This window comes from Acinetobacter sp. LipI_23, assembly GCF_058243045.1.
Genome location: NZ_JBZAYJ010000001.1, coordinates 696,687 through 717,494, shown reverse-complemented (window position 1 = coordinate 717,494; position 20,808 = coordinate 696,687). Strand labels below are relative to the sequence as shown.

Annotated in this window: 18 protein-coding genes and 3 pseudogenes; 7 read left to right on the top strand and 14 right to left on the bottom strand. The window is 41.4% G+C overall.

All coding sequences use genetic code 11. From position 1 onward, the window contains the following. Nucleotides 1-14: 14 nt before the first annotated feature. From AC4CVD_RS03500 to AC4CVD_RS03490, 3 genes are all read right to left on the bottom strand, one after another. Nucleotides 15-926: a TIGR01777 family oxidoreductase gene (locus AC4CVD_RS03500; protein ID WP_279691558.1), complete on the bottom strand. Its 912-nt coding sequence runs from the start codon at nt 924-926 to the stop codon at nt 15-17. 58 nt (nt 927-984) lie between these two features. Next, nucleotides 985-1,431 (bottom strand): ABZJ_00895 family protein, encoded by a 447-nt coding sequence (locus AC4CVD_RS03495; RefSeq protein ID WP_279691560.1) that lies wholly within the window; start codon nt 1,429-1,431, stop codon nt 985-987. A 334-nt stretch (nt 1,432-1,765) separates the two neighbouring features. Further along, nucleotides 1,766-2,743 (bottom strand): GGDEF domain-containing protein, encoded by a 978-nt coding sequence (locus AC4CVD_RS03490; protein WP_279670588.1) that lies wholly within the window; start codon nt 2,741-2,743, stop codon nt 1,766-1,768. Nucleotides 2,744-3,140: 397 nt separating this feature from the next. Between AC4CVD_RS03490 and AC4CVD_RS03485 the strand changes: the two genes are divergently transcribed. Next, entirely contained in the window at nt 3,141-4,394 is a 1,254-nt protein-coding gene (locus AC4CVD_RS03485; RefSeq protein ID WP_279691562.1) for an exonuclease SbcCD subunit D, read from the top strand. 9 nt (nt 4,395-4,403) lie between these two features. Next, on the top strand, nt 4,404-8,000 hold the full coding sequence (locus AC4CVD_RS03480) for an AAA family ATPase (RefSeq protein ID WP_279691564.1): 3,597 nt from the start codon (nt 4,404-4,406) through the stop codon (nt 7,998-8,000). 115 nt (nt 8,001-8,115) lie between these two features. On the opposite strand, the gene AC4CVD_RS03475 is transcribed toward AC4CVD_RS03480, so the two are convergent. Beyond that, nucleotides 8,116-8,850: a hypothetical protein gene (locus AC4CVD_RS03475; protein WP_279691566.1), complete on the bottom strand. Its 735-nt coding sequence runs from the start codon at nt 8,848-8,850 to the stop codon at nt 8,116-8,118. 183 nt (nt 8,851-9,033) lie between these two features. Continuing rightward, on the bottom strand, nt 9,034-9,723 hold the full coding sequence (locus tag AC4CVD_RS03470; RefSeq protein WP_490752042.1) for a YggS family pyridoxal phosphate-dependent enzyme: 690 nt from the start codon (nt 9,721-9,723) through the stop codon (nt 9,034-9,036). A 122-nt stretch (nt 9,724-9,845) separates the two neighbouring features. Between AC4CVD_RS03470 and AC4CVD_RS03465 the strand changes: the two genes are divergently transcribed. Both AC4CVD_RS03465 and AC4CVD_RS03460 read left to right on the top strand, forming a co-directional pair. Next, a complete protein-coding gene (locus AC4CVD_RS03465) occupies nt 9,846-10,883 on the top strand; it encodes a type IV pilus twitching motility protein PilT (RefSeq protein WP_004694862.1) in 1,038 nt (345 codons plus the stop codon). Between the two features lie 26 nt (nt 10,884-10,909). Then, nucleotides 10,910-12,031, top strand: a complete 1,122-nt coding sequence (locus tag AC4CVD_RS03460; RefSeq protein WP_004984301.1) for a PilT/PilU family type 4a pilus ATPase — start codon at nt 10,910-10,912, stop codon at nt 12,029-12,031. 60 nt (nt 12,032-12,091) lie between these two features. Here the strand turns inward: AC4CVD_RS03460 and fur are convergent, their stop codons facing one another. Continuing rightward, nucleotides 12,092-12,529: a ferric iron uptake transcriptional regulator gene (gene fur / locus AC4CVD_RS03455; RefSeq protein ID WP_004694866.1), complete on the bottom strand. Its 438-nt coding sequence runs from the start codon at nt 12,527-12,529 to the stop codon at nt 12,092-12,094. 112 nt (nt 12,530-12,641) lie between these two features. Here fur and AC4CVD_RS03450 point away from each other — a divergent pair, with 112 nt between their 5' ends. Beyond that, nucleotides 12,642-13,040: an outer membrane protein assembly factor BamE gene (locus tag AC4CVD_RS03450; protein WP_004694868.1), complete on the top strand. Its 399-nt coding sequence runs from the start codon at nt 12,642-12,644 to the stop codon at nt 13,038-13,040. Between the two features lie 46 nt (nt 13,041-13,086). Here the strand turns inward: AC4CVD_RS03450 and AC4CVD_RS03445 are convergent, their stop codons facing one another. The 3 genes and pseudogenes from AC4CVD_RS03445 to AC4CVD_RS03435 all read right to left on the bottom strand — a co-directional run. Next, nucleotides 13,087-13,410 carry an RnfH family protein gene (locus tag AC4CVD_RS03445; protein ID WP_104222298.1) on the bottom strand — a complete coding sequence of 108 codons (324 nt, stop codon included), beginning with the start codon at nt 13,408-13,410 and terminating at the stop codon, nt 13,087-13,089. Next, a complete protein-coding gene (locus AC4CVD_RS03440; protein ID WP_279691571.1) occupies nt 13,410-14,492 on the bottom strand; it encodes a hypothetical protein in 1,083 nt (360 codons plus the stop codon). The genes AC4CVD_RS03445 and AC4CVD_RS03440 overlap by 1 nt, the downstream gene beginning before the upstream one ends. 142 nt (nt 14,493-14,634) lie before the next feature. After that, nucleotides 14,635-14,943 (bottom strand): annotated as a pseudogene (locus tag AC4CVD_RS03435) (bacteriohemerythrin); the annotation flags it as partial. 168 nt (nt 14,944-15,111) lie between these two features. Between AC4CVD_RS03435 and AC4CVD_RS03430 the strand changes: the two are divergent. Continuing rightward, on the top strand, nt 15,112-15,435 hold the full coding sequence (locus AC4CVD_RS03430; RefSeq protein ID WP_326942925.1) for a helix-turn-helix domain-containing protein: 324 nt from the start codon (nt 15,112-15,114) through the stop codon (nt 15,433-15,435). Between the two features lie 37 nt (nt 15,436-15,472). After that, nucleotides 15,473-15,865, top strand: a pseudogene (locus AC4CVD_RS03425) (transposase family protein); the annotation flags it as partial. Between the two features lie 27 nt (nt 15,866-15,892). Here the strand turns inward: AC4CVD_RS03425 and AC4CVD_RS03420 are convergent. The 5 genes and pseudogenes from AC4CVD_RS03420 to AC4CVD_RS03400 all read right to left on the bottom strand — a co-directional run. Further along, a pseudogene (locus AC4CVD_RS03420) lies at nt 15,893-16,042 on the bottom strand (bacteriohemerythrin); the annotation flags it as partial. A 274-nt stretch (nt 16,043-16,316) separates the two neighbouring features. Next, a complete protein-coding gene (locus tag AC4CVD_RS03415) occupies nt 16,317-17,165 on the bottom strand; it encodes a class II glutamine amidotransferase (protein WP_010326014.1) in 849 nt (282 codons plus the stop codon). Nucleotides 17,166-17,254: 89 nt separating this feature from the next. Further along, a complete protein-coding gene (locus tag AC4CVD_RS03410) occupies nt 17,255-18,280 on the bottom strand; it encodes an IS30-like element ISAba125 family transposase (protein ID WP_001988464.1) in 1,026 nt (341 codons plus the stop codon). A 143-nt stretch (nt 18,281-18,423) separates the two neighbouring features. Continuing rightward, complete coding sequence (gene argB / locus AC4CVD_RS03405) at nt 18,424-19,326, bottom strand: acetylglutamate kinase (protein ID WP_004984290.1); 903 nt, start codon at nt 19,324-19,326, stop codon at nt 18,424-18,426. 10 nt (nt 19,327-19,336) lie between these two features. Then, nucleotides 19,337-20,764, bottom strand: coding sequence for a phosphomannomutase/phosphoglucomutase (locus AC4CVD_RS03400; protein WP_426977549.1), 1,428 nt, complete (start codon nt 20,762-20,764; stop codon nt 19,337-19,339). Nucleotides 20,765-20,808: the final 44 nt, after the last annotated feature.

The window sequence follows — 20,808 nt, the reverse complement described above, 5'->3', positions numbered from 1 at the left end:
ATGCTTCGCCACAATCAGGCTTTGGGCTGAATGAGATGAAGCAATCCTTCTTTTAAAGTCTGATACTTAAACTCAAATCCCTGTGCTTTCAATGCTTCGGGGCGAATAAATTGACCATTCAACACCAGTTGAGACTGCTCGCCTAAAAGTAATTTCAACACAAAAGCGGGTAAAGAAAGTACAGGTCTACGTTTTAGAATTTGCGCTGCAGTTTGTGCAAATGCTGACTGGGTAACTTTTTCTGGACTGACGACATTAAAGACTTGTGCAGTGGTTTCATGCAACATTAGAAACTCAATCGCTCGCAGTACATCTTGAATATGCACCCACACCACAGGTTGCCGCCCCAAACCAATACGTCCACATAAGTTCATTTTGATCGGAAACAACATTTGCGGCAAAATGCCAGCCCCACGTCCAAAGACCACACCTAAACGGATAATTTTGGTATTTTGCGATGTGTCTTGCCGTGCAGATTGTTCCCATTTTTGACACAACTCTGACATAAAAATAGACTGCGGCGCTGACTGCTCATTACAACACTCTGTCCATTGTTCAGTCGGATCGATACCATAATAGCCCACCGCTGAACCTGAAATAATACATTTCGGTTTGATCTTTCTTTTAGCGAGATATTGATAGAGCATCGTCGTCATTTCAACGCGACTGGCGATCAGCTTTTGTTTGCGGGCATCTGTCCAACGCCCCTGAGCAATACTTTCCCCAGCCAAATTCACCACATAATCAATGCGATCATGCTTGAGTTCTTCTAAAGCTCGAATCCAAGTTAAATGTGGGTGAATTTTAGGCAAATTTTTCTGTCGACTTAAGCCGATCACTTCATAATCTTTTTCTAATAAATAATCGAGCAAGTTTGAACCAATAAAACCACTTGCTCCTGTCACCAATACACGTTCTTTTTGCATAGCGTGATCTCAAATGATGCTTTTGATCAACTATAGCATTTAGAAGAAAGCTTTACGATTAATCGATTATTTTTGCTGCCATACGCTCTGCTTGTTTGCCATAAAACCAGTACGTCAGCAGATACAGGGGAATCGCGATCAATAAAATCAGAATCACCACCATACTGATAAATTGCGGTTGTTGGACGTAGAGCATAAAGTTTTGCCAAACTTCAGCATCTCCCTGCGCAAAGATAAATAAACCTAACATGAGAAAGGCAAAGTTATAGCTCCAAAAAATCAAACTAAAACCTAAAGTGAATTTTTTCCGTTCTACTTGGGTTGGCGCACGGCGTTGTTGCTTAATAAATTTAAGTAAAACCCAAATCATGGCCACCAAATAAGGTACAGCCGTTAATACCGCTCCCATCCCTGTCGGAAGTAGAGCAGCGAGTACACCACAGACACAACTAAAGACAAAACATATGAAAAAAAACCAGAGAAAATATCGTGTTAGCGAAATCATAGCGCTACTTTAAACCCAGCCAAAAAATCATTATAAAAAAAATTCAGTTTTTTTTCATTTTCATGTCAACCAATCGAAGTTGATGTGCGTTAAATAGGGTACAAGGTCGCAGCAACCGTCAACATTGTACCGGCATCCACAATACGTACGGTGACCTTTCCTAGAGCAATAAGATTGGCTCCAAATTTAAATGTTGTCAGCAGCCGACATTTAAGCGTGAAGCAGTTTTCTTTGACCGACGATTTCATCATCACTCGAATCGTCGGTCTTTATTTTTTTGAGGACTGATTTTTCAGTGCTCCCTCACCTCAATAGATCAAGAAGCCCTTAAAAGTTAATATGAGTTTAAGTGCTGGACGTCTTCTGCATCCTGAATGACATAACCATTACGTCCCCGCTCTTTGGCCAAATAAAGATTCTGATCGACCTCTTTTAAAAAGGCCATTTTGTCATTTTTTTGCGTTGGGATAATGGTCTTCACCCCTAAACTGACCGATAAACGCTGATCCAATGGTGATGTACTATGGCAAATATCAGCGGTACGGATACTCTGTAAAATACGCTCCACCACTTCAATTGCAGACGCTTGTGTTGTATCAGGCAATATCAAAATAAACTCTTCCCCGCCAAAACGTGCGACCAAATCACGTGGTCTTGAGACACTTTTTTTCAGTATTTGTGCAATTTGTTTCAGACAAGCATCACCGAGAAGATGACCATTATGATCGTTGTATTGTTTAAAATAATCGATATCCAATAACATGAGGGTCAAAGGTTGCTGTTCACGCTGGGCATTGAGCCACTCACGTTGGTAGCTATCTTCAAAGAAGCGACGGTTGGCAATCTCCGTCAGACCGTCTTGATACGAATATTCTTCCAGTTGTTTTTTCAGTATTTCTAACTCTTGTTCCTGTTTTTTACGCTCCGAAATATCGAACATAAATCCAACCAAACTATCGACTTCCCCATTGGGTTTGCGCACTACATGCACCACATCGCGAATCCAAATATATTCTCCATTTATGGTCAGTGCGCGATAATCCGCCTCATGATCAACCCCAGAAATCGACTGCGCCACACAAAAATCAACCACCCATGCACGATCATTTTCATGCATTCGCATCGCCCAATCTTCGACTGTTCTCCACGAGTCTTGCTTCCAACCCAGCACTTTTTCAATTTGTGGGCCAATATAACTAAACTTTTTGGTACCCCAATCAATACTCCAAGGAATAGCAAGTGTTGATTCAATCAGCGTCTTATACACCAGATCATTAACAATACGGGGCGAACTGAAAATAGAATCAGACATAGTTATGTTCTCCTTATACCTTGTCCTATTCAAGGCATAACTTATTTTTTAGACATTCTGCATAAATCATTCTTATAAAGTCTCAAAATTGAATCTGTGATCGATGTTCACATTTCATTTACGACTTCGACACGATATACAATTTCACAGAATTACATAATACCCCATTAAAAGAACATTTTTTAATCAAAATTTATCTTTTTACTATGGTGTTAATCAAATAAACCCATCACATTCTTTTTCACATAATCGCTCAATAGTTTTTCTGTGCAATTCAACTTAAAAATAGGCACTCAACTATCAGGTCAAAGATTGTCGTCGTAGCGACAATTATCCATCGCATAATTTTGATTTATGTTAGCTTATAGCTCTATTGCGCTTTGAGCTTGGGGTATCTATGGCTGTTCGTTTTTTTCATACATCTGATTGGCATTTGGGACAGTTTTTTTATAACCATTCCCGTCAGTATGAACATGAACAGTTTTTAGCATGGTTACTGGAACAAATCAGTGCAAGACAGCCAAATGCGCTTTTGATTGCAGGAGACATTTTCGATGTCATCAACCCTGCATCGTCCGCACAAAAGCAACTCTATCAGTTCTTAGCAGATGCGCATGCACGTGCACCGCATATGCAAACCCTGATGATTGCAGGCAACCACGACTCAGGCTACCGAATTGAACAAGTTGAACCGTTACTGGCCAAATACAATGCCAAAGCCGTGGGAGTGATTCATAAAAATAGCCAACAGCAGATCGATCTTGAGCATTTATTGGTGCCAATTTTAGATGAGCAACAAAATACTGTGGCATGGTGTCTGAGCCTGCCCTTTTTACGTCCTGCTGAAATTACAGGCTTTAATGAACACACCACCAATAGCCAAAATGCGATTGCCTATTTGCATCAACAACTGATTGCTGAGGCCAAAGCCCGCAAAACAGCAGATCAAGCCCTGATTTTAATGTCTCATGCACATATGCAAGGCGGCGAAACCTCTGACTCTGAGCGTCCTATAGTAATTGGGAATGAAGAAGCACTCTCCACGACATTATTTGATGAAATCATTGACTATGTGGCACTCGGGCATTTGCATAAACCCCAAAAAGTCGGTGAAGAGCATATCCGCTATAGTGGCTCCCCGATTCCACTATCTTTTAGTGAAATTAACTATAAACATCAAATTGTTGAAGTGACACTTGATCCCACACAAAACGATTCATCCCGTTTTCAATTGAATGTTTTAGCAATACCACGAAGTATTCAACTGCATAAAATACGCGGTGAACTCAATGAAGTACTGGAAAAGCTGCAAGCACTGCCTCAAGGTGCCATCCCAGAGATTGATCAACGTGAATATGTCGATATTGAATACCATACTACTGTTCCACCGCAGCCCAATTTAAGACAACAATTCGAAGAGGCTCTACCCAAAGACCGTTATCGTTTAGTCCGTATTTCACGTCAATATTTAGCGACTGAGCAAGACCCCAATGCACCCGCTAAAGTAAGTTTAGAACCGCCTACACCAGAAAAACTGTTTCAGCAAATTTGGGAAAAACAGGGTTATCACAATGATGCAGAAGTGTTGAACGATTTTATGAGCTTAATGCGTGAAGCAGAACAATCCCTTGCAGATGAACACGAGGCTTAAAGGTTTAGTATGAATATTTTATCGATTCGAATTAAGAACCTTGCTTCACTTTCTGGCGAACATTTGATTGATTTTGAAAGTGATCCCTTAGCCAGTGCAGGTCTGATTGCCATTGTAGGGAAAACAGGTGCAGGTAAATCCACCATTTTAGATGCCATGTGCTTGGCATTGTTTAACCGTATTCCACGGCTAAAAGACAGTGATGGCAAACTTCAAGATGTCGATGGCTCAGAGCTACTTACCAACTCCCCCTTGACCGTACTGCGTCGTGGCACTGCACATGGCTATGCCGAGCTATGCTTTATTGCACAAGACCAAAAGCGCTATATCGCGCGTTGGGAATTAAAACGTTCACGGGAAAAAGCAGACGGAAAACTGCAAAGTGTGCAGCGCTCTTTAAAATGTGTCACCGATGGTGTTGTGGTTGCGGATAAAGCCAAAGCCGTCGATGAAAATATTAAACGCATCACTCAACTCAGTTTTGAACAATTTACTCGTGCCGTTTTATTGGCCCAATCTGAGGTCACTGTTTTTTTAAAAGCACGGGACAATGAACGCGGCGAATTGCTGGAATATCTGACCAATTCCGCTATTTTTGGGAAAATTGGTCAATTGGCATATGAAAAAACCAAATCTGTCGCCACGCAGCGCAAAGAACTGGAAAATGTACTGGGTCATATTGAACTGTTAACCGATGAACAAGTCACTGCATTATCGACAGAGTTTCAGCAGTGCGACAGGGATTATAAACAGCTTGAAGCTCAAAAGTCGCAATTGGAAAAACAACAACAATGGTTCGAACGCAAACATAAACTCGACAGTGAAATCATTAGCAAACAACAACTCTTCGATACACAAAGCAAGTTACAACAAGATTTAGCTCCTGAGCGTGAACACTTGGCTCGTTTGGAGATCTTTTCAGAAATTCGTGCTGTAGTATTCCAACAACAACAATTACAGCAAACGGTGCAGCAACTGACGCCCCGTATTCAACAACAGCAACAACTGTTCGATCATTTACAGCTTAAATTTGAAAGTGAAAAAGCCCAATTTACTCAAGCTGAAATAGCAGTGAATGAACTACAACAGTTTGAAAGTACCCATCATGATGCATTGAATGAGGTGCGTAAATGTATTCAAGAACGTGATTTTATTGGGGCTGAGTTTAAGAAAGTTCAGGAAAAATTGCAGGCTTTAGAGCAGTCTAAGCTGCCCCTAACTCAGCAACAACAAAAGCTTGAACAGCTGATTCAACATATTGATCGACAGCAAACCGAGTGTAAGCAGCAACTGGAAAGCTCACAACAGTTTGTAAACTTAGACAAAGGTCTCAGCGCCCATACTCAACAGCTAGAACAGTTCATTCATCAATATCAAAAAATTGAACATCAACTCGGGCCTCGTGCTCAAGCGGAACATCGGCTAGCATCAGAAAAACAACAATTACAGCAGTCGATTCAACAGTTCGGGACGATCGAACAACTTGAAGTCAAAATTGCGCAGACACAACAACAACGTGAGTTGAAAATTAATCAGCTCAGTCAATTCGAGCTGATTCAGCAGAAAATTCAGCAGTTTTTTGACCTACAAGCTGAATCTACAGAACAGCAAGTACTGCTCGACAATGCCAATACACAGCTTCAAGCCGTGCAGCACAATAGCCGACAAGCAGAACAAGCCTTTCAATCTGCCAAAAGTGAACGCATCCAGCTACAACAGGTGTTGCAACAGCAACGACTTTTACATGCTAAAAATATCGAAGATTTACGCTCGGCACTCCAAGACGGCGAACCCTGTTTAGTCTGTGGCAGTACCTCACATCCTTATAAAGTGGAAGATACTGCGCTCTCCAAGGCCCTGTTTGAGCTTCAACAACAGCAGGAGCAACAGGCAACACTGAAAGAACAAAATTGCTTTGATGGCTGGCAATACGCCCAGCAGCAGCTGACTAAACTGAATACTGCAATAGAACAACGGCAAACTTTAATTCAGCAACTTTCTGAAAAAATTAGTACTTTGCAACACGTGTTAATCGAGCACAGTCAAACGACAAATATAGCGCTCGACTTCACCCTAACAGCATCGGAGTTGAAGACTCAGTTCATGCAAATGGCTGAGCAATATCACTCGGATTTGCAACAACTCAAACAACAGTCTGAGCAGTTCCAACACAATATTAAAATCCAGCAACAATGCATCCAAGACATTCAAAAAATTGAACATTTACTACAAACAGCGAACGGTTTGCACAACCAAGTTCAGCATATCGTGCAGTGCTTCTCTGAGGCTGAGAAAACAGCTTGGCAACAGCAGCCCCCCCAAACCGCTCAGCAAATCTTGATACGTCTAAATACCCGTTCACAACAACTGGAACAGTTGGAACAAGGGCGTCAGCAACGCGAACAAACCACGCAACAGTTCAAGACCAATCAACTGAATATCGAAAATACCAGTAGGCACATCGCTGAAACCAACAAGCAGCTCAGTGAGATCAAACAAAGAGGACAGCAAAATACAGAAATAGCCAATCAATTAATCCAACAAATGACAGGCTTAACTGAAATCAAAGCCAATGAGTGGCTCATCCAGCACGATCAACATCGCCAGCAGACGCAAAGCCATTATCAACAGCTGAAACAGCATTTTGAGCAATTGCGCCATCAATTCGAACAGGAAAAAAATCAGCTAGAACAGCTTAAAGCACAGTTGCAGCAGAATCAGACCAGTGCCAATCAAGTAGAAAATACCCTTCAACACTGGCTCAATGCGCACCCTGATTTCCATAAGCCTGATTTAGATGCACTGGCTCAAATTAGCTCGGCTCAGGAACAACACATCCGTCAGAAATTACAGCATGCAGAACGCCTAGTAAATGAAGCACATGCTGCATTGAAAACCATGCAAGAGCAGTTGAGTGAACATCTGGGCCATCAACCTGAAATTGACCCAGCACAGTTACAACAGCAAATGCAGGAGCATCAAACAGCACTGCAAACACAACTTGAAATACGCGATCAGCTCAAACTTAAACTTGAGTTGCATCAGCAAAATGTCGCAAAACAAAAGCAATTTGCAGATCAGATTCAAGCCATACAACAGGAAGAACACCGTTGGGGGAAAATTTCAGGCCTCATGGGAGATGCCACTGGCAAAAAATTCCGTGATTATGCGCAGCAATATAATCTCGATATTTTACTGGAACATGCCAACCAACAGCTCAACCAACTCTCACAGCGTTATACCTTAAAGCGTTTAGAGCATTCGCTGAGTCTAGCTATTATTGATCATGATATGGATGGAGAGACCCGCTCCGTTGCATCACTTTCTGGGGGCGAGTCTTTCCTGACTGCCCTTGCCCTATCTCTTGCCATTGCCAATATGGCCTCAGGGTCAATGAAAATCGAATCTCTATTTATTGATGAAGGCTTTGGAACTTTAGATGCATCGTCCCTGCACATGGTCATGAATGCTCTCGACCAATTACAGAATCAAGGTCGTAAAGTGGTGCTGATTTCACACATCCAAGAAATGCATGAGCGTATTCCTGTGCAAATCCAAGTCAAAGCTTTGGGCGCAGGTGCCAGTACCATTGAGGTAGTGGGATAATTTTAGATTTTTGAAAGTCAAAGTTGGATTTGTTTTAAGACACCATCTCTCAGTTAAAAATAAAGGGAGCATCTTACTTAATGTAAGTGCTCCCTGTGAGATCCAAACGAATGCTTTAATCCGCTGGGAATGCTTTTGGTGGAGGCGCATATTTAGATGCATCTACTGCTTTGTCTGTAGTCGCCACAGACTGTAGCGGGTAAATCACAGTACCAATCACACCTGTATTTTGGATGGAACCATGATCTGAGTTTGCAGCATAGGCATCTTCCGGTCGACTAAAGGTAAAAGATGCCACCGCAGAGTCACTCTTACGGAAGCCTTCAACAATCAACTCCCCCTGTGGACGAAGCACATAACCTGAATTGCTACGTGATGCTGCACGTCCATCAATAACATCTAAACCATCGACACTGGCAACCACTTCAAACGTGCTATTGCTATGGTTTTGGTATTTGAGTTGATAACTTTGTCCATCTTTACCAGATAAATAATACTGCTGACCATCTCGGAATAAAGGCAGTGGACGCTGCGCATCATCTACAATCGAAAAACTGATCTTTCCAGCGGCCAATGACAGACTGTTCACGGCCTTACCCACATATTTTTTGCTGGCATAGCGAACTTGTGATTCAGCAATTGGGCTACTGGATAAGCGTTTTAAATTGACTTCCGTGACGTTTGAACTAATCTCATCACCCCACTTGGTGCCTAATTTTTCACTTTTAGCGACCTGAGCATTCTGAACCGTAGATTCCGCACTCATCTCACTCATTTTGGTATTTGTACTACTACAAGCTGCCACAAATAAGCTCAAAAGCAGGGAGATAAATAAATAGAGTTTTTTCATTTTGGCCTCATCCTAAATGCAATTTTTATCGTTGTCAGGCAATCATTGTTCATCTGTCTAATCTATAGACGGTTCAATTCATGAGTTTAAATTAAGCCTATTTTTTCAGCAGCCTATTAGTTTTATATAATTGTAAGTTAAGCGCTTCTCACTGCCTTTAAGCACAAGAAGCCCTATTTAGACTTAATGCTGTGAATAATCTCTCGCTCCGAACAAGGCAGTTCCAACGCGAACCATAGTCGACCCAGCTGCAATCGCATCGATCATATCGCCTGACATGCCCATGCTTAAGGTATCCCAGTCTTCAGGATGTACATGCCGCTCTTTCACTTGGTCAAATAACGCTTTTGCGGCCTTAAAGGCTTGGGTATTGTTCGGTGCAGGAATCACCATCAAACCACGCAGCTTGATGTGAGGCAACTGACTGATACTTTTTACCAACTCAGCAACCTCGTCAGGTTGGCAGCCATCTTTGCTGTCTTGAGCATCGATATTGACCTGTAGACAAAGATTTAATGGTGGTTGTGTTATCAGACGCTGCGCCGATAAACGCTCTGCAATAATTAAACGATCAACTCCATGCACCCATGCAAATTTTTCAGCCAAATGTTTGGTTTTATTGCGTTGTACATGCCCAATAAAATGCCATTCGATCTCTAAATCTTGTAGCGCCTCTATCTTCTGCAAAGCCTCTTGTAGGTAGTTCTCACCAAAGGCGCGTTGACCACAAGCGTACATGTCTCGTAACACTTCGCTCGGATGTGTTTTAGAAACCGCCAAAAGTTCTACAGACTCCACGTCACGCCCTGAAATTTCGCAGGCCTGTTTAATTTGGGATAACACGTATTGACGTGAATTTTGCAAGATATTCATTGACGAGGGTCTCATTTCGGTCATCTTTTTTGCTTTGCCTTTCAACAAACTGTTGGTTAAGTTGATTGAAAGCCTTATTATTCTATCAAAATAATTAGCATTTAAATGAACTCGGGGAAATAATGGATATCACAGAATTACTAGCCTTTTCGGCTAAGAACGGGGCATCAGATTTACACTTATCTGCAGGTATGCCACCGATGATTCGTGTCGATGGTGAAGTTCGTCGTATCAATTTACCAGCTTTAGAACACAAAGAAGTGCATAAACTGGTCTATGACATCATGAATGACAAACAACGTCGTGATTTCGAAGAAAAATTAGAAACGGACTTTTCCTTTGAAGTTCCAAGCATTGCTCGCTTTCGTGTGAACGCATTCAACCAAAACCGCGGTGCAGGTGCAGTATTCCGTACCATTCCGTCTAAAGTCCTGACCATGGAAGACTTAGGTTTAGGACAAACCTTCAAAGAGTTATGTGAATTGCCACGTGGTTTAGTTTTAGTGACGGGGCCTACCGGTTCTGGTAAATCTACCACATTGGCGGCAATGATCGATTATATTAACGATAACCGCTATGACCATATCTTAACGGTTGAAGACCCAATCGAATTTGTACACCAGTCAAAAAAATGCTTGATCAACCAACGTGAAGTGCACCGTGATACACATGGTTTTAACGAAGCACTGCGTTCAGCACTACGTGAAGACCCCGATATTATCCTCGTGGGTGAGATGCGTGACCTTGAAACTATTCGTTTGGCGCTCACAGCAGCAGAAACGGGTCACTTGGTCTTCGGTACACTACATACCACCTCTGCGGCAAAAACCATTGACCGTGTGATTGACGTATTCCCTGCTGAAGAAAAAGACATGGTTCGTGCCATGTTATCTGAATCGCTACAAGCCGTGATTTCTCAAACCTTACTTAAGAAAAATGGCGGTGGCCGTGTTGCCGCGCATGAAATCATGATTGGTATTCCTGCCATTCGTAACTTAATTCGTGAAAACAAAGTGGCACAGATGTATTCTGCTATTCAGACTGGTGCAAACTACGGTATGACCACACTGGATCAAAGTCTGAAAAACTTGGTCACCAAAGGGGTGATCAGTCCACAGACTGCGCGTACAGCTGCCAAGCAACCTGAAACCTTCTTATAAGAAAACAATGGATTTGGGGTATAGATATGGATTTTAACGACTTACTCAATTATATGATTCAACAAAAAGCGTCGGATTTATTTATCACCGCTGATGTTGAGCCCTCCATGAAAATTAATGGTCAAATTGTGCCTGTGGCTAAGGGTAAGCTGACGGGTGATGTCGCGGGGCAACTGCTCAACTCGATTATGAGTGACAAGCAGCGTAAAGAATTTGCAGACACACGTGAGTGCAACTTCGCGATTATGAATCGGGATAAAACTGCACGTTTTCGTGTCAGTGCCTTTCAACAGCGTGATATGCCAGGTATGGTTTTGCGTCGAATTGAGACGCAAATTCCAACCATGGATGAGTTAAAACTCCCGCCTGTACTCAAAGAGTTGGCCATGACCAAACGTGGCATCATCATCTTTGTGGGTGCAACAGGTACGGGTAAATCGACCTCTTTAGCTTCGATCATTGGTTACCGTAACCAAAACTCAAAAGGTCATATCATTACCATTGAAGACCCAATTGAATTTATTCATGAGCATGCAGGCTGTATCATTACCCAGCGTGAAGTGGGCATTGATACGGACTCTTTTGAAATCGCACTGAAAAACACCTTACGTCAGGCACCCGATGTAATTCTGATTGGTGAGATTCGTTCCCGTGAAACCATGGATTATGCGATTGCCTTTGCTGAAACAGGTCACTTGGTATTTGCAACGCTGCATGCCAACAATGCCAACCAAGCCATCGACCGTATTATTCACTTCTTTGAAGCAGACCGTCATAGCCAATTGTTTATGGACTTGTCTTTAAACCTTAAAGCGATGGTTGCACAGCAGTTGATTCCAACACCTGACGGTAATTCACGTCGCGCTGCGATTGAGATTTTGATTAACTCACCGTTAATTTCCGATTTGATCCGTAAAGGTGAAATCCACGAAATTAAAGACCTGATGAAACGTTCTCGTGAACTCGGTATGCAAACCTTTGACCAAGCCTTATTCGATTTGTACAAAGCCAAGCAGATTACCTATAAAGATGCGCTGAAACACGCCGACTCTCCAAACGACTTACGTTTACAAATCAAGTTGTCCGAAGAAGGCGGTGATCGTCTATTGCATGCCAGTGCAAACATCACGTTTGATGGACAAGCTTAAGTATTCCTTTAAACAATAAAAAAGGGCTTCTCATGAAGCCCTTTTTTTAGATCTAAGTGATTACTTTTTACGAAGTGCTTCTTGGCACTCTGCAGCATCACAGTAACCGTATAGGTTTAGGGAGTGACCTGTTAAAGTAAAGCCATGCTTTTCAGCAACTTCGTGCTGCTCATGCTCAATCACTTCGTTGCTAAACTCAACCACTTTGTTGCAGTTTTGACAAACGATATGATCATGATGATCGTCTTGCATGATTTCGAAAACAGAATGGTTATTTTCAAAGTGATGGCGCTGAATAATGCCCGCTGCTTCAAACTGCGTTAACACGCGGTAAACAGTTGCTAAACCGACATCTTCACCTTGTTCAAGTAAAGTCTTATAAATATCTTCCGCACTTAAATGGTGTTGTTTTGAATTTTCTAGTAGTTCTAATATTTTAATTCGTGGAAGTGTAACTTTAAGTCCAGCTTTGCGTAGATCTTGATTTGAAATTGGCATGTAAAAAGGTCTCTCAACAAATTTAAAGTTAGAATATGCAACAAAGTGTAGATGCAGTATGATCTATCCGTGGCTCAATTGCATCATAATTAATTTGGGATAGTGTAGCAAAATGCAAAAAATCATGTTGGCGTTATTCGTCACTTCACTGCTCGCAGGCTGTTCGACCTTGGGCGTTTATAAAGTTGATATTCCTCAAGGTACGCCATTAACTCAAGCACAAGCGTCAAAAATACAAGTTGGCATGAGCCATCAACAAGTTCGCTTTTTGCTTGGCAGCCCGACAGTTTCAGATCCAATGAATCCGCTACGTTGGGACTACATCTACAATTATACCCCAGGAACGTATGCTAAAAAAGCCAAGATTCCTGCTGCACAAGGTCAACACCTGAAAGTCTATTTCGACCCAAACGGTATTGTGCAAAAAATTGAAGGCTTAGAAACCATTCCTGCATCTCAGCCGGGCTTACCAGCATCGAAAGAAGCGATTCTAAACGCGCCCCCACTATAAAGCCTTATTCTAAAAAAGAAACCCCTCGACTGAGGGGTTTTTCATATCATTTCGATTGTTTTAAGCGATTGCCTTTGGCAAAGCGCCCCACGGGGTTATTTTGTGCACGTATCCTTCGAATATCTTTAGGATTAATGCTCAAAGGGCGATAAATTTCAACACGATCCCCTACCTGTAAAACCTGTTGAAGGTCTTTCAATCGGACACCAAAGATGCCCAATTGTAAAGGCTCAGGCAATTCAACCTGCGAGCCTATACCACTCAGTTGAATCGCATCTTGTGCCGTCATTCCCTCAGAAAACGGCACACTAATATGAAACTGCTGGTCTGCTGTTGCATAAGCAACCCAGACTTGTTGAAGCATGCGCATTAAATCAGTTTTCCAAGTACGGCTACAATTGCCAATACGATAGAAACAGTTAATACCACACGCACGGCAATGCGCCAAATATTATAAAAAGCTTCATTACTAAAGTTCATCGACTTACGTAAATGGCTAATTTTCATAATCCAACCAGCAAAAATGGCATAAATCAAACAAATCACTAAGCCCCACAGCATCAGTAAGATGTTAAAAATCGGGCCAGTGGCTGGAATCAACCACACCAACGTTGCAGCCAGCAGCACGAGCCACTGAATCACAATATTTAATTGGCGCTGTGCCAACTGCTCACGTGCCATCTGTAACAGCACGGCTGCCGCTGCAACCGCAGTTAAAGCAATCGCATACGCAGGTAATGCCGCTTGGACTGCAAAAAATGCAAAAGCAACTACCGCCAAAATTTGTGCAATCCAAATCGGTAAAACAGTCTTGCTTGCAGCATCTTGCTGCTGAACTTGTACCAAACTATTTTGCCAGTACAGGCCGAGTCCTAAACCACTTGCCACCAAAGCCAATACCGTTGCACTGCCCCATTCTGAAAATTCAACCGGTGTCACTTGCCACTCAGCGGTTCCTGTACCAAAAAGGTTTGCAAGCACTAAGGAGATCAGCACACCGACCGCCATTAACGCTAAGGTCAACAGACGTGGGGCAAAAGACAACGCGATGGCAACCACAGCCAAAGCAATAAAGATCACGGACGATGTCATATCGGCCAATGCATATTGATTTAATAGTTGCGCAGCATTAGACAACATGCCGCCCGCTAAAAAAGGAATAAAAACGACAGCAAGCCATCCCACAAGACGCCACGTCTGTGAAGCATCGGCATCACGTGTCAAACTCGACAAAGCATTCAATGCCGTGGTTTTTGAACGCTTGGCTAAGGCAATTTCTAAGTAACACACAGGTAAAGCCAAGATCACCATGGTCACTAACCAAAGTAACCAAAAGTCGAGCTGACGTTCAACCTGAATTCCCACCAAGGGTGCAAGTGTGGCAATGATAATAAATGATAAACAAAATGCCATCAGCGGCGATAACCATCGTGACAGAGCATTGTCTTGCATGATGCGTTCCTTCAATAAGTCTTGCGCTATTTTGCCTTGCTCGCTTCTGAAAATCAAAAACAAAAAGCAAACCATCAAAACTGATGATTTGCTGCGCTAAATATAATTAAAATTTATTGTTTTTATCCCTCGTTTGGCTCACTTATGAAAAGAAACGAGCAAACCAATTTTTCCCTTTTTTCTTTTCTTTTTCTTTGATAATGCCCATCATATTTTCTTTTACGGCACCGACATAATCTGCATCATCGTGCTGGATATGATTAATTAGCCATTTCGACAACACTTCATGCAGCTCAGCTTCGATTGAATGACCCAGCTCAAAACGGTCACGATAAGATTCAATTTTTTTTATAAATAAATCATGTACACGTTTGTGTGGCACACGATATTTATAACCCGCTTCTTCTTGGAGAGACTCTTCAAAAGTGAAGTGAGACTGTGTGTAATCAATAGACTTCCGTCATAAATCAAAAAACGCACAATTTATTTGATCTTAAATTAATCAGCAAAATTATTTAATTCAAGAGATAATCCTTGGATGAAATTCAAAGATATTCAAAAATTATCAGACGTTAAGTTTCGTAGGCTTACCGGTGTTAGTTGGGCTACATTTAACCTCATGTTGGCCGAGCTAAATAAGCATTTACCTGGTCATATTGGTAAAGGACGACCGCATAAATTACCGTTGGAAGATCGTTTGCTCTTATGTATAGAATATTGGAGAGAATATCGAACATTTTTCCATCTTGGTATGAGTTACGGTGTATCTGAAACGAGTGCAATTCGTATCACACGTGTTATTGAAGATACCTTAATCGGTTCTGGAAAATTTAACTTGCCAAAACAACTTCCTAATCGAGATGAAGTGGATTGGGAAGTTGTTGTGATTGATGCAACTGAAATATTAGTTCAACGTCCAAAAAAAACAGAAGAAATGGTATAGCGGTAAAAAAAAGCGACATACCTTTAAATTTCAGCTATCTATGCACTATACAACAGGTGAAATACTGAGTGTATGTGGAAGTCATGGAAGCATGCATGATTTTAAAATATTTAAAAAAAGCATGAGGAAATTAAAATTTAAGCCCTTTTTTATCGTTGATAAGGGGTATTTAGGGATAAAGAAATTGGGTTTTGGATGCCTCATGCCATCTAAAGCAAAGAAAACTGAAAAACTAGATTCTGAATTAAAAAAGTTAAATAGAGAGATTGGTCGTAGACGAATTCAAGTAGAGCATGTATTTGGAAGGATGAAATGTTTTAAGATTTTATCTTGTGTATATAGAAATCGTCGTAAAAGATTAAACCTGCGGTTTAATTTACTTGCTGGCATATACAATTTAGATTGGGTGAAAGATAAACAATTAAATTGATTGAAAAATGATTTATGAAGGAAGTCTAATAATATTTTCTAAAATCTGTTTCACGCGTTCACGGTCAGTATTGACATCAATCGCATCAATTTCATTGATATAATCAAGAATACGACGGTGTTGATCGTCAATCACATCGATACCAGTATTATATTCTGGAACCCACTTCATTATCATTCCGACCACCCAATAAAAATTAATAGATTAATTACATGAATTAATCATATCGACTATAATTAAAAATAAAAGTGAATCAAATTGGTTGGTTTTATACTATTTTCACACAATTAAACTTAAGTATATATTTTAAATAGGTAAATAAATTTAAATCCGACCAAAAGAATAAGTTATTATTTAATCGATTTTATTATTTTATAAGTATGTATCAAAATAAAAGCATGTTTTATATTATTATCAACATGCTTTTATATTCTAATCATTTTGAAATAAATTAATATTGATCTGCTTTAGTGACGCGTTTTAAAGACGGATCTTTGGCTTCTCGGATTAAACGTTCCACATGGGTCATTTGGTGGCGGATCGCTTTGCCATATTGAAATAAAATCATTTCCCCTGGTGCAAAGGCTGTCCACGCTTCATTTTGAGTCAACGGTTCGGTAGTAATCACGGCCACGCGATCCTCTGCGGTAGTCACTTGACTAAAATCGACTTCAACATCAATGTCGATCAGCTGCGCAGGTTTAAATGGGTACTCACGCACCAACCAATGCAGTTTGGTAATGGCATAACTAAACAAGGCTTGTCCATTCGATAAACAAAAATTGAACGTGCCATGCTCCGCAATCCGTGGAGAAATATCCGTTAATAAATCAAAAACTTGATCTAGACTTGGCTCGATATAGCCAAACTTGTTCACCAGCTGATCAAGTAAATAGCAAAATGCACGTTCACTGTCGGTATTACCCACTGGGGTAAAGCGTCCTGAAAGTACAGGATCAAAGTCATGCAAATCGCCATTATGGGCAAAAATCCACTGTCGTCCCCATAACTCACGACTAAATGGGTGTGAGTTTTCTAAGTTAATTTTTCCCTGCGTCGCTTTGCGGATATGTGCAATCACATTGCGTGATTTGATTGGATAATTACGAATTAATTCAGCAATCGGTGACTCAACTGCAGATTGATTGTCAACGAATAAACGGCAAGCTTTATCCTCAAAAAAAGCAATCCCGAAACCGTCACAATGGTCTGAAGTAATCCCCGCGCGCTGTGAAAAGCCTCGAAATGAAAAGGTAATATCAGTCGGTGTTGCACAATTCATTCCGAGCAGTTGGCACATAATCTTGATCTTATTTAAACATATTTATTTATGATGGTTTTATTGTGCATGAGTCCTGACTGGCTTGCAATTCACAATGCTTGGCGAATTCAAACATGAGGTGCGACAGTTTCAAAAGCCATATGATAATCAACAAGCTGAGCAAATTTCTCTAATGGTGTAAGCCAATCTAACGCCTTTCTAGGACGAGTATTCAGTGACATGGCAACTTGATTTAAATAATGCTGATCTGCCTGATTTAAATCAATCCCTTTAGGTAAATATTGCCTAATTAAACCATTCATATTTTCGCATGTGCCTTTTTGCCAGGGTGAATGTGGGTCACAGAAATATACATCTATGCCTAAATCTTCTTCGAGTATTTTATGTTCTGACATCTCACGTCCACGGTCATAGGTCAACGTTTTACGCAGTTCTGCAGGTAAATATTTCAGAGCTTCAGTTAAAGCCTTGCGCACTGATTCTGCCTTTGCATCAGGTAATGTTGCCAAGATACAGAGCCGTGTATTTCGTTCAATAAGTGTTGCTATCGAACTTTTATTGTCTTTACCTTTAATTAAATCAGCTTCCCAATGACCCGGTATTTTTCTTTCTTGAACTTCGGCTGGGCGCTCATGAATAGTTTTAATATCCTGTAATATAGAATCTTTTTTAGGTTCACCGTTAGCTTTTCGCTTTTTATTTTCATGACGTAGACAGGATAATAAGTCTTTTTTCAACTCACCCTTGGGTAATGCTCGTATCGTTGAATAAATCGTTGTATGGCTTACATTCATTGTTTGATCCAAATCAGGAAATGTCTTTAAACGCTTTGCTATTTGCTGAGGAGACCATAAACAACGGATCGCTTCAACAATAAATTTCCAGAGGATTGAATCGATTTTGAGTTTTCTGTGACCACGTCTACGTCTAGCAAAAGTGTTATCAGAAGCATATTGAGCTTGATAAACGTCATTGATGCTATTTCTTTTAAGCTCACGATAGATCGTACTAGGATGTCTTTTAATAAGTTCAGCAAATTTTCTGGCTGAAAAGCCTTCTTTTCTTGACTCAAGCATTAATGCAGTACGATCTTCAAAGTTAAGATGATGGTATGACAATTTTATATACTCCATAAACCCTTTAAATTAATTAGGTGGTTTATGTCGCACTTCAAGTTTTACTCTGCCCTTCATAACCCGAACACATTCACGCATAAAACTATTTTTATAAAATGCATCGGCCTAAAAAAAGCCTCCGAAGAGGCTTTTTTAAAATGCTAGTGTTTATTACTGCGATTGGTAATTAATGTACCGACACCATGATCGGTGAAAATCTCCAACAACGTTGCATGTGGCACACGACCATCCACAATATGCGCGCTTACCACACCGCCTTTCACCGCATCTAGAGCACAACCTACTTTCGGAATCATCCCGCCATAAATCACGCCCGTTTCAATGAGACGGTCAACTTCTTGGGTGGTTAGACCCGTGAGTAGGTTTTTATTTTCATCTAAAACACCTGATATATTGGTCAACAAAATCAGCTTTTCAGCACCGAGAGCTTCAGCCACTTTTCCAGCCACTAAATCTGCGTTGATGTTATAGGTATTGCCCTCTTCATCCACACCTAAGGGTGCAATTACAGGAATAAAATCACCACTGGTAAACATTTCCAATACATCAGTTTTAACACTGGTCACTTCACCGACTAGGCCAAGATCAATTTTTTGTACCGTGCCATCTTCCGCAGTTTTTTCCATCAGTAACTTTTGTGCACGCAGTAAATTACCATCTTTCCCCGTTAAACCAATGGCACGACCGCCATGTTGGTTAATCAAGTTCACGATGGATTTATTCACACTACCACCCAACACCATTTCAACCACTTCCATGGTCGCTGGATCGGTCACACGCATGCCATCTATACGGTCAGACTCACGCCCCAATTGCTTTAAAAACGAGTCCACTTGTGGACCACCGCCATGCACCACGATTGGATTTAAACCGACGGTTTTTAACAAAACGATGTCACGTGCAAACGAGCTCTCAAGCTCAGGATCGGTCATTGCATTGCCACCATATTTCACTACTAGCGTTTTTCCAGCAAAACGTTGAATGTACGGCAAAGCTTCAGTCAGGACTTGTGCTTTGTCGAGGCCAGTATGTTGATGTGGCATGTGCCTCTCCTTAATGGGCGTCTAATAGGTCTTGTGCAATCTGCGGATAATCTGCCGTCAGCATGTGCACAAAGTTATGGCGAATTTGATGGAGCCGCTGATCACTGTCCGCGTCGAAACGCACAGTAAAATACTCGCCCGTATTCGATGCTCGAATAATGCCAAATCCATCCTCAAAATCAAGTCTTACGCCATCAATTTTACTCATTTCCGCTTGAAAGTGCTGACTTTGTTTTTCCACATTCGCTAAAACCAGCGCGGGTGAAATCTGATGGGTGCTGATATAAATATCCTCTGTACTGGCACGCTCTGGGTAGTCTGCCAGTGCTTCCGACAAAGTGCATTGCTTCAAGCTTAAGTATTCCAACACACGTAGTGCGGCATATAAACCATCGTCATAACCAAAACCACGACCATCATTAAACACATAATGCCCTGCATATTCACCGCCAAAAACCGCATGTCCTTTAGATTGCGCCAAATATTTCCGCAAAAAAGAACTGCCTGTACGAATCATTTTTGGAATACCCTGATGGGCCAGTACTGTATTTCGAACCATGGTGGAACATTTCACATCAAAAACCACTTCATGTGCTGGATGATCAGCCAAACACATGTGCGCAAACAAGGACAATAAACGGTCTGCTGAAATGATTACGCCCTTTTCATCAATCAATACAACACGGTCACCATCCCCATCAAAGGCAATACCGATATCGGCATGCTGCTGTTGCACGGCGTTTCGTAGCAGATCTAGATGTTTGGCTTGAGATGGATCGGGGGCATGTTCAGGAAATTCACCATTGGCCTCACAGCGTAAAGCATGCACCTCACAGCCGAGTTTCTTTAAGACCAAAACGGCACAACGCCCCGCTGAACCGTATAAACCATCCACCACAACTTTATAGGGTCGCGGTTGAGGCATGAGCTGTATATCATTGAGCAATGCCGCCTGATAAGCCAGACAATATTCAGGCACGATCTGATGTGGCAACGTTTGCCAGTTCATCTCTGCATGGCTGTCAAAATATTCATTTGCATCGCGTGCCACCTGCTGGATTGCCTCAGGTAAAGGAGGCTCACTCTGCATAATCCATTTGATCCCATTATCCGACTTCGGATTGTGGCTGGCTGTCACCATAATGCCATTGCCATCAAACTGGCGTGCCGTGTAATACAACACAGGACTAGCACAACATCCGATGATTTGCGCATCTAAGCCCTGTTTAAGACATTCTTTGTAAATAATTTCTGCAAAAGCAGGACTGCTTTGTCTAGCATCATAACCAATGGCTAAACGTGTCTGCCCAGTCTTTAAATATTGAGTTGCGAGCGCTTGTGCAATGGCACGAATCAGCTCAGCACTCATAACATCCAATTTGCCACGAATGTCATAGGCACGAAAAATATGTGCAGGAAATTTTGGCTGAAAATCCATAGGTCTAACTTCTAATTTATTCAGATCAACAGCTCTTTCAGCTG

Bases quoted from the DNA above. Each gene is read 5' to 3' on its own strand.
- AC4CVD_RS03400 (WP_426977549.1), bottom strand. From the start codon at position 20,764: ATGGATTTTCAGCCAAAATTTCCTGCACATATTTTTCGTGCCTATGAC.
- argB (WP_004984290.1), bottom strand. From the start codon at position 19,326: ATGCCACATCAACATACTGGCCTCGACAAAGCACAAGTCCTGACTGAA.
- AC4CVD_RS03460 (WP_004984301.1), top strand. From the start codon at position 10,910: ATGGATTTTAACGACTTACTCAATTATATGATTCAACAAAAAGCGTCG.
- fur (WP_004694866.1), bottom strand. From the start codon at position 12,529: ATGCCAATTTCAAATCAAGATCTACGCAAAGCTGGACTTAAAGTTACA.
- AC4CVD_RS03410 (WP_001988464.1), bottom strand. From the start codon at position 18,280: ATGGAGTATATAAAATTGTCATACCATCATCTTAACTTTGAAGATCGT.
- AC4CVD_RS03495 (WP_279691560.1), bottom strand. From the start codon at position 1,431: ATGATTTCGCTAACACGATATTTTCTCTGGTTTTTTTTCATATGTTTT.
- AC4CVD_RS03440 (WP_279691571.1), bottom strand. From the start codon at position 14,492: ATGCAAGACAATGCTCTGTCACGATGGTTATCGCCGCTGATGGCATTT.
- AC4CVD_RS03490 (WP_279670588.1), bottom strand. From the start codon at position 2,743: ATGTCTGATTCTATTTTCAGTTCGCCCCGTATTGTTAATGATCTGGTG.
- AC4CVD_RS03430 (WP_326942925.1), top strand. From the start codon at position 15,112: ATGTTGGCCGAGCTAAATAAGCATTTACCTGGTCATATTGGTAAAGGA.
- AC4CVD_RS03445 (WP_104222298.1), bottom strand. From the start codon at position 13,410: ATGCGCATGCTTCAACAAGTCTGGGTTGCTTATGCAACAGCAGACCAG.
- AC4CVD_RS03475 (WP_279691566.1), bottom strand. From the start codon at position 8,850: ATGAAAAAACTCTATTTATTTATCTCCCTGCTTTTGAGCTTATTTGTG.
- AC4CVD_RS03415 (WP_010326014.1), bottom strand. From the start codon at position 17,165: ATGTGCCAACTGCTCGGAATGAATTGTGCAACACCGACTGATATTACC.
- AC4CVD_RS03500 (WP_279691558.1), bottom strand. From the start codon at position 926: ATGCAAAAAGAACGTGTATTGGTGACAGGAGCAAGTGGTTTTATTGGT.
- AC4CVD_RS03485 (WP_279691562.1), top strand. From the start codon at position 3,141: ATGGCTGTTCGTTTTTTTCATACATCTGATTGGCATTTGGGACAGTTT.
- AC4CVD_RS03450 (WP_004694868.1), top strand. From the start codon at position 12,642: ATGCAAAAAATCATGTTGGCGTTATTCGTCACTTCACTGCTCGCAGGC.
- AC4CVD_RS03480 (WP_279691564.1), top strand. From the start codon at position 4,404: ATGAATATTTTATCGATTCGAATTAAGAACCTTGCTTCACTTTCTGGC.
- AC4CVD_RS03465 (WP_004694862.1), top strand. From the start codon at position 9,846: ATGGATATCACAGAATTACTAGCCTTTTCGGCTAAGAACGGGGCATCA.
- AC4CVD_RS03470 (WP_490752042.1), bottom strand. From the start codon at position 9,723: ATGAATATCTTGCAAAATTCACGTCAATACGTGTTATCCCAAATTAAA.